General features: G+C 51.8%; 10 protein-coding genes and 1 tRNA gene. 7 read left to right on the forward strand and 4 right to left on the reverse strand.

The window, feature by feature from the left end; genetic code table 11:
• Positions 1-9: 9 nt before the first annotated feature.
• Both U8U01_RS15150 and U8U01_RS15155 read right to left on the reverse strand, forming a co-directional pair.
• Entirely contained in the window at positions 10-540 is a 531-nt protein-coding gene (locus U8U01_RS15150; protein WP_322176001.1) for a hypothetical protein, read from the reverse strand.
• A gap of 17 nt (positions 541-557) precedes the next feature.
• The gene (locus U8U01_RS15155; RefSeq protein ID WP_322176026.1) at positions 558-1,025 is read right to left on the reverse strand and encodes an HAD family hydrolase; all 468 of its coding nucleotides are present in this window, start codon (positions 1,023-1,025) and stop codon (positions 558-560) included.
• Between the two features lie 622 nt (positions 1,026-1,647).
• Between U8U01_RS15155 and U8U01_RS15160 the strand changes: the two genes are divergently transcribed.
• From U8U01_RS15160 to U8U01_RS15190, 7 genes are all read left to right on the forward strand, one after another.
• Positions 1,648-1,732 (forward strand) — tRNA-Tyr (locus tag U8U01_RS15160).
• Positions 1,733-1,849: 117 nt separating this feature from the next.
• The gene (locus U8U01_RS15165; protein WP_322176003.1) at positions 1,850-2,524 is read left to right on the forward strand and encodes a sugar phosphate isomerase/epimerase family protein; all 675 of its coding nucleotides are present in this window, start codon (positions 1,850-1,852) and stop codon (positions 2,522-2,524) included.
• Positions 2,525-2,529: 5 nt separating this feature from the next.
• Complete coding sequence (locus tag U8U01_RS15170) at positions 2,530-3,387, forward strand: FMN-binding protein (RefSeq protein WP_322176006.1); 858 nt, start codon at positions 2,530-2,532, stop codon at positions 3,385-3,387.
• Between the two features lie 582 nt (positions 3,388-3,969).
• Positions 3,970-4,680 carry a LytR/AlgR family response regulator transcription factor gene (locus U8U01_RS15175; protein ID WP_322176009.1) on the forward strand — a complete coding sequence of 237 codons (711 nt, stop codon included), beginning with the start codon at positions 3,970-3,972 and terminating at the stop codon, positions 4,678-4,680.
• Between the two features lies 1 nt (position 4,681).
• Positions 4,682-5,971 (forward strand): sensor histidine kinase, encoded by a 1,290-nt coding sequence (locus tag U8U01_RS15180; protein ID WP_322176012.1) that lies wholly within the window; start codon positions 4,682-4,684, stop codon positions 5,969-5,971.
• Positions 5,972-6,140: 169 nt separating this feature from the next.
• Positions 6,141-6,614, forward strand: a complete 474-nt coding sequence (locus U8U01_RS15185; protein WP_322176015.1) for a hypothetical protein — start codon at positions 6,141-6,143, stop codon at positions 6,612-6,614.
• A gap of 30 nt (positions 6,615-6,644) precedes the next feature.
• Positions 6,645-7,112: a hypothetical protein gene (locus U8U01_RS15190; RefSeq protein WP_322176017.1), complete on the forward strand. Its 468-nt coding sequence runs from the start codon at positions 6,645-6,647 to the stop codon at positions 7,110-7,112.
• A gap of 454 nt (positions 7,113-7,566) precedes the next feature.
• On the opposite strand, the gene U8U01_RS15195 is transcribed toward U8U01_RS15190, so the two are convergent.
• Positions 7,567-7,743, reverse strand: a complete 177-nt coding sequence (locus U8U01_RS15195) for a hypothetical protein (protein ID WP_322176020.1) — start codon at positions 7,741-7,743, stop codon at positions 7,567-7,569.
• Positions 7,744-7,838: 95 nt separating this feature from the next.
• Positions 7,839-8,015, reverse strand: coding sequence for a helix-turn-helix transcriptional regulator (locus tag U8U01_RS15200; RefSeq protein WP_322176028.1), 177 nt, complete (start codon positions 8,013-8,015; stop codon positions 7,839-7,841).
• Between the last annotated feature and the right edge of the window lie 125 nt (positions 8,016-8,140).

The raw sequence follows: 8,140 nt of genomic DNA on the forward strand, positions 1-8,140 counted from the left end.
CAGGTATGCTTATAGGGATACAATAGCCAAATAGAAAGCCGGGAGGAATACTGCCGGGATTTTCCCCAGCAGCCAGCCCATCCCGGCAATGGTACCGGCAAACAGAAGGGAGGCGGCACTGCGGGCAGAGCTGAAATCTACCGGGCAGCCTGCGTCGCTCCAGCGCTGGGCCAGGGAGTTGACCAGGGGCTGCAGGGCAGAATACAAAGAGAGGATAAGGGTAAACAGGAGCGCCATCCCCAGTCCAGGCAAAGGCAGCCATAAAAGCAGGGCGCTAAGCAGTGCGGCAATGGTATAGAGCACACACAAGCCCTTTTCCGAGTGGACTCCCGTGAGCTGCAAAATCGAGGCGATGGACGGCTGCAGGACAGTGGATATGCCATAGGAGCATCCCAGCGCCAGCCCGACTTCCCCGTTAGAAAAGCCGTTGCCCTGCAAATAGGCCGAGGCAAAGCTGAACATCAGCCCACAAGCCATCCAATAGAGGATCTGCACCAGCGTGTAAAGAAACTGCGCATTTTTCTTTGTAAGTGTAAGCACGGCGCTATTCCCCTTTTTCAAGGGATTTCTACCTGACGGCGCAGGGCGGAGACATCCCCGGTAAATATGAACCCGTGTATGCCTAAGGTTTCGGCTGCGTGGACGTTTGCCTCCATATCGTCTATAAACAGGCATTCCCAGGGATTTAGATGATATTTTTCCAGCAGAAACCGGTAAATTTCCTCTCCAGGCTTTACACAGCGGCAAAGAGCGGAAACCACCACACCGTCAAAAAGTGGGCTGCCAGGGACGCGGGGCCAATATTCCGGCTGGCAGACACTGGCGTTTGACAGCAGGTACAAGCCCAGGCCAGCAGACTTGCAGTCTGTTAAAAAAGCGGTCATGCCGGGTATAGGCTCAATGGGGTCATCCCACGCGAAAATCAGTTTGTGCGCGGCATCGTGCAGGCGCTGGGGCAGGTTCTTGAGAGCCTGTTCCTCCAGGCCCGCCTCTGTCAGTTCCCCGGAATCCAGCTTGGGCCACAGAGGGGGAGTGGAAGATTTCCAGGAGCAGAAACGCCCTGTCCTGCGGACTGTGGATTTCCAGGCGGTCTAGAAAGTGTTCTGGGGCATAGCGCAAGAGGTCGTTGCCCATATCAAGAAGAATAGAGTGCAGCATGGATATCTTCTCCTTTCGGTTTAAGGATAGGATAACAGATGCCTTTGGAAAATGCTATAGCATTTCGGTCTAGTTCTATAAAAATTCGGCATGAAACCGCCATGCAGGGATTAAAACCTGTGGGATATATTTGAGGTCTGGGCTTATCTATAGTGTATCGGATTTGTCCCTGTTCTTTGTTAAGCGACGCAATTTTTGAAGGTTATTTTAGACTTGGCGTGAGGAACTTCCTTGTGACTCCTCTCTTTCTGACCCACACCGTGACCCACACGCCAAAAAGCTGTGTGGAGACAATGGAAGTGATAGGGCGGAAAACGGCCCGTATGTGTGCTGAAAATGGTCAAAACTGCCGGAACCCTCCCAATGTACGCCCTCCACACTGTTTGTAATCAGCAGGTCAGGGGTTCGAGTCCGTTCACCAGCTCCAAACTGGGCGGTCCGGCCCGACAGGAAGGCCGGACAAGCCTTGTATAAAACTTCATAATTTATGGGGGAGTTCCCGAGTGGCCAAAGGAGGCAGACTGTAAATCTGTTGTCGACGACTTCAGTGGTTCGAATCCACTCTCCCCCACCAAAACGGCTTGAAACTGCGGTTTCTAGCCGTTTTTTTGTTTGATTTTCTCAGATTTGTGTGCGTATGCTTTACAAAAAAAGTAGCGCAAGAAACTCTAATTTGCAGAGGAGACTGGCTATGATAGGAATCTACGATTGTTTTGGCTATGGTGGTAGTTTTGATGTGCCTTTTGAAGAGAGATACAAACTAATAAAGCTGGCCGGGTTTGATTGCGTGATGTTATGGTGGAGTGACAAGTTTGGAAGGGGTGCAGGATATCAAGAAGATGTCCGTTTGGCAAGAAAAGCTGGACTGGAAATTGAGAATATGCATACGCCGGTCCATAAACAGCATTGCTTATCATCTGATAATTTGGATGGGGAAAGCGTCTTTCAAACATATCTGCGGTGTGTAGAAGATTGCGCCGCCTTTCACATACCCACGATGGTAATTCATTTGCCCGATGACCAATACCCGGTTCATGAACTGGGGTTAAAAAGATTAGAGAAGATTATTTATAAGGCAGAAGACGAAGGGATCCAAATTGCGTTTGAAAATTTAAATAATATCAATAATCTGGATACGGTATTAAGTACATTTCAGTCAAAATTTGCAGGCTACTGTTATGACAGTTGTCATCACCAAAACTATGTTTCCGATATTGACTTGCTGAGCAAGTACGGGAACCGTTTAATGGCGCTGCATCTGCAGGATAATGGCGGCAAGCATAATCAGCATCAGCTTCCGTTTGATGGGAATATTGATTGGAAAGAAGTTATGAAGAAGATAACGCGCACAGGCTATCAAGGATGATTTGAATGGTACTGAGCCAAGTACTGGCCTGGATTGCGGCGTTTCTCTGCATACTGGAAACCCTGCGCTATGTGGCACGCATCAGCAGAGTGGATACACTGAACAGGGCCTTCCACAGAATACATATACCCGCCGGTATTCTGCTCTTAGCCACGGCCGGGCTGCACGGCCTACTTGCCGGGAATTTTTCGGATGTTTCTGTAAGCGAAATAGAACTTGCCCCGGTCCTCTTTACTGCCAACTGGGGTACGGCGTGCTTTTTATGTGCCATATTCCTGGCGGTGGGTTATTTGCCCCACAGGAAGTTTCGGGGAAAGTGGATGTTTGTCCACCGGGTGCTGGCATTCCTGATGTTCCTCCTGCTGGTTTTCCATTTGGCGGACGTGGGGATTCATCTGCCGGATAGATGGACAGCCCCTTCCTTTGCCGGGAACGCCGGGCAGGACAATTCCGTCTATTCAGAAAGAGAGGCAGCAACACCCACGCCAGAGTTGGCCGCAACGGCAGCACCCTTGCCCACGGTAGAAGTAGCTACGCCTACTGCGGCGCCAACTGAGGAACCTGTTATACATTCTTCACAGCCTGAGATAATCTCGGAAGAACCTATGTGGGAGGACGGTATTTACACAGGCACGGGCCAGGGGCGCAATGGTACCATTACTGTGAATGTGACAGTGAGTTCGGGGAAGATTACAGATATTGAGGTTACTGGTGAGAACGAAACCCCTAAGTACTTCGCTCGGGCAAAGAGTGTTATTGATTCCATTCTATCTGCCCAATCCACAGAAGTGGATGCTGTTACCGGGGCGACAATTTCTGCAGAAGGAATCAAGGCCGCTGTTGAGGATGCTTTGGAACAGTAAAACGGAACCATGCGGGTGGCAGGACGAGTGGCCCTGCCGGCAATCTTGCTGAATCTTTTGACGGATCCCTACCTTGCCAACCCGATTGGTCCTCGCTCCTTTTAAGCAAGATTGAACCACAAAGTGTCCGGAGATTCGTCTGGAATATTTTGGAGCGCTATGGCGAAAGGCAAGCGTGACGAGTGCGCTGCCTGGCAAGATGTCTTTTGATGGACTTGAGAAGTGGATGGCTGAATCTTGAACGGCGTACGCTCTGTTTTGCGGCGTAGATTCTGGCCGGCCTTGTTGTTGAAATCCAGCCCTTCACTGTGCTGGGTTTCTTTTTATGCGAATATGTGCGAAGTCTGGCATAAAGGCAAATCTGAACAATAGAATTTGACCTATCCATATTTCTTGTCCTGGACAGGAAGTCCCACTTTGACACTCCCCCTTGACAACAGTTCCGTCCCGCTTTACACTGTGTTTGTAAACGGACAGTTTCCCTTACGGGAACATTTCATGACATCTCTGTGACATTCCGTTACATCGGGGTTGCATGACCATCTCCCATTTGTTATTCTGATAGAAAGCATGGTGGTGAACATGATAAAATTTGCAATCTGTGATGACGAACCCCGGATGGCCCAGGAACTTGCCAGCCATCTTGCGGACTATATGCGTAAAAAATCAATATCCGACTACTCTGTCAGCAGTTTCTGCAATGGCCGCGCCCTATTGGAAAGCGGCAGCTACGATGTGGTTTTCCTGGACATCCAGATGGAACAACCAGACGGCATGGAAACGGCAAGGCAGCTACGCCGTAGGGAGGATCACAGCCTGCTGGTGTTTGTGACCGTCCTGAAGGAGTGTGTGTTTGACGCCTTCCAGGTGGAGGCATATGACTATCTGCTCAAGCCCCTGGACAGGGCCCGGTTCAGACGGACGATGGACCGGGTGTTGCGCTCTCTGGGGCAGAGGGCTGCTGGGGGCATTGTAATTCAAAAGGGTCACGGCTGCGAGGTGGTTCCCTTCTCAAGCCTGGTGTACGGCGAGGTGCTGGGACGGAAAATATACCTCCACAAAGCCGGCGGCAGTGTTACCGCCTACTATGAACGCCTGGAAAACCTGGAGCGCCAGGTGGACGGGCGCTTTTTTAAGTGCCACCGCAGCTATCTGGTCAATCTGGACTACGTGAGCGGGTGCCAGGATGGCCAAGTAGACCTGGCCCAGGGGGAGAAAATCCCTGTTTCCCGATTGCGGGAGCGGGCGCTGACCCAGGCCCTTTTGCGTCACATGAAGGAAAGGGGGATCTAGCATGGATTATTTTAGCCTGATTATGGACGGGATCAGTGTTGTAGGGCAGGGCGTGATGCACATTTCCTTTGTCACCCGCCTTACCGGAAAGGGACGCAGGCTTTGGCATTTCGCGGCCTACTGCCTTGCCCTCTGTGGGATCCAATGGCTGTCGCTTAGCCTTCATGTCAACGAAATTCCCTTCATCGCCGCCGGAATCCTGGTGCTGTATGCTGTCAGCCGCTTTGGGATGGGGAACCAGCGGCCTGTATCCTGGCTCGCGGCGGTGCTGGCCTTTTATGTTTCGCAGTTCTCCTTTGGCATTCTCAACTCTGTGGAGGCAGCGCTCTTTCCCCGTTTTATCGGAACCCCGCTGCTGTATCTGCTGCTTTTGGCGGCACAGATACTCTTTTTCATCCTGTGCGCCGGTTGTTACCGGGCTGTACGCCGTTTTCTGGACTGGACCGGGGACAGCCCTACCCCCAATATGGCGCTGCCGCTGATCCCCATTTTGTTTTTCTTTGCCGCGGAGCTGTATATTCTTCAGAGCGCCTACAGCTTTTTTGCCCCCAGCATCTCTCTGGAGGAGGTTGGCAGGCACAGTACCCTGCTGTTCTTGCAGGTCATGGGGCTGGCGGCCATGCTATGCACGCTCTATGCCTACCGCCAGCTTTGCCAGGGGTTTCAGGCCAGGGCGGAGTTGCAATCCCTGACCCAGGCGTCCCAGGCCCAGATGGTTTACATCGCTGAGGCCCAGGCCCGCTACCGGCAGACAAAATCCTTTCGCCATGACGTCAAGAACCACCTTTCTGTGCTGGACGGCCTGCTCAGGGCAGGAAAGCTGGAGGAGGGCCGGGCGTATCTGGAAAAGCTGGAAACCGTGTCGGAGGCCCTGTCCTTTCCCTACCAGACCGGCAACCCGGTGGTGGATATCCTGCTGGGGGAGAAATTGGGGCTGGCCAAGGAGATCGCGGCCGAAGTGTCCCTGGTTCTGCCCAACCCCTGCGGTATCGATGACTTTGACCTGTGCGTGCTGTTTGCCAACGTCCTGGACAACGCCATCACCGCTTGCCGTGGCTGCGATGGAGAAAAGGCCATCCATATCAACGGCAAGCAGCAGGGGGACTTCTATATGCTGACCTTTGAGAATACCTGCGCCGATGAACCGCTGCCCCCGGCAGGAACCGGGTTTTCCAACATCCGGGCGGTGGCGGAGAAGTATCATGGGGCAGTGCTGACGGAGAAAGCGGGAGGAAGGTTTTCTCTCCATGTGCTGCTGAATGTTTCGGCCATACGGCATTCGGGTCTATAATCTTTGCTAGCGGCGATGCGGGAGATGAAATATAGTGCCCCCCAACATTTCATGACGTCCAGAGATCATCTTATGACAAAAGCCTTGAAACCGCACGCTCTGCCCGGTAAAATTATGAGAGCGAGGCTTTATCCAAACTCCATTATTTATTCGGAAAGGAGACGCAGACATGAATATACAGATGATGGATGGGCTTTTGGGGGCCAATTCCAATATCAAGCTGGCAGGTACGCCCATGAGCGTGTACCGCCAGGCCAGCGCCGAGGGCGATACGGAAAAGATGAAGCGAGCGCTTGGCTACACCGGCGAATGCGCAGAGAAGGCCGTCAAGTACCAGGAGAAGCTGGACGAGGGCATGAAGGCTGAGGCAAAAGATGAGCGGGAAAAGACCAAGCTGGAGCAGGAAACCGCCATCGAAAAGCGCCGGGAGGAGCACAAGCGCACAGAAGAAAGCACGGGGCCGGACTGCCCGCAGGGGACCGACCAGGTTCAAATCACCGAGGCGGCGAAAGCGGCGCTGAAAAACAGCCAGCCAGTGGAGGCACCGCCGCCGGTTTCCAGTGAACCGGTGATCTATACGCCGGCCGGAGAGGTTTCATCCGCTCCGGCGGAAACAGAACCCAGTGTTTCATTTTCTGCATAATATGCATAATATTTTAAGGAGGAATATCTTATGACGCCAATTTCTGGTTTGAATCACGAAACAATCCGCCCCTTGGCCGCTCCTGAGAAGACACAGGGCGCGCCCAAGGTTCAGAAACCTGAGGAGCTTCAAAGCCGCCAGCCGAAGGCCATGATGGATGAATACGTCCCCGAGGAACCGGGAGAGCCCTCCGGCCGCTATTGGATGGGCAAGGATGAGGATGGTCAGCCAAAAATTCATTTCGACGATCCGGAGAAGGCGGCAGGCGCGCCCAGAAAACCGGAGGAAAAGTGGATGGGCAATACTGACAAGGTGGACCGGGAAATTGAAAAACTTAAGAAGAAACAGCAGGAGTTGAAACAGAAATTGCGTACCGAAACAAACGAGGCCAGGATCAAGGATCTGGAACGCCAATTAGCGCAGACGGAACAGGAGCTGAAACAGAAAGACAACGATACCTACCGCAAACAGCACGCTACACTCACGCAGATCTCATAGTTCATGGAAAGCGGCGGTTTGCAAAAACCGCCGCTTTTCCTCGCATTAACAACTCATTTAAGGGGGTGGACATGGAAGATTTGAAAATCCTATGGGCATATTTCAAAGAACACCAAACAGGTGCCGGGGTTATCCTCATTGCAACCATCGTAGGGGCCGTATGAGGGGACATCTCTTTGTAACGGTTGGCCCGGCTGAAAAATGCAGAAAATATCCGGGGATAATCAGGGTGGAAAGCAGGGATGACCTGATGGTTTTCTCGGTAGTATAGCCCGATAAGTTGCCGCTAACCGTACAATAAAAACCGTAAAAATAGGTTGGGTGAACCATAAGGCTATAACAATCCTTCAATATCCCAATATGACTCTTGAAAAAATAACGTGTATGACTCTTGAAAAAATGACGTGCAGCCGCTTGCATGGCTGCACGTCTTAGGAGTGAATGAGCAAGATGCTTATCCGAACATCCTGCATGAGGTATGAGCGGACTTGTGTGGAGAGAGGTCAGCTTTTTTCTCGTTTTCCTGGAAAAAGTCGGTGTAATCCAGCCCGTCGTGCTTTTTGATTATGTGCCGGGCTATGCCATAAATAACTGCCGCCAACAGAAGTATTGCAAGTATGAAAAATAACATTTTGCCTTCCTCCTTTCTTGTCTACATTATAAAGGAGGAAGGCTTTTTCCGCTTTCAAAATCATACGCAAGGCCATAACAATCGGACATAATTCTCTATTTCTCTTTCTGCGGCCTCTCCCGAAATTCCAGCGGGCTGCACCCAAAGGCCTTGCGAAAGCGCTCGCTGAAATAGCTGGGCCCGCTGAACCCGGCCTCAAAGCAAATTTCCGTCACCGTCAGGTCCGTATCCCGCAGTAACACAAGGCCGTTGCGCAGCCTATATTCAATCAGATAGGCGTTAGATAGTGTCTACACAAGGTAGAGGAATTGTGATAGAATGGAAGCATCAAAAAAGACAGGAGAGGAAAAGATGGATGCTTCCTATCACAGACACGACATAAGCGATCAAGTGTGGT

This window comes from Acutalibacter caecimuris (assembly GCF_034335085.1).
Taxonomy (GTDB): domain Bacteria; phylum Bacillota; class Clostridia; order Oscillospirales; family Acutalibacteraceae; genus Acutalibacter; species Acutalibacter caecimuris.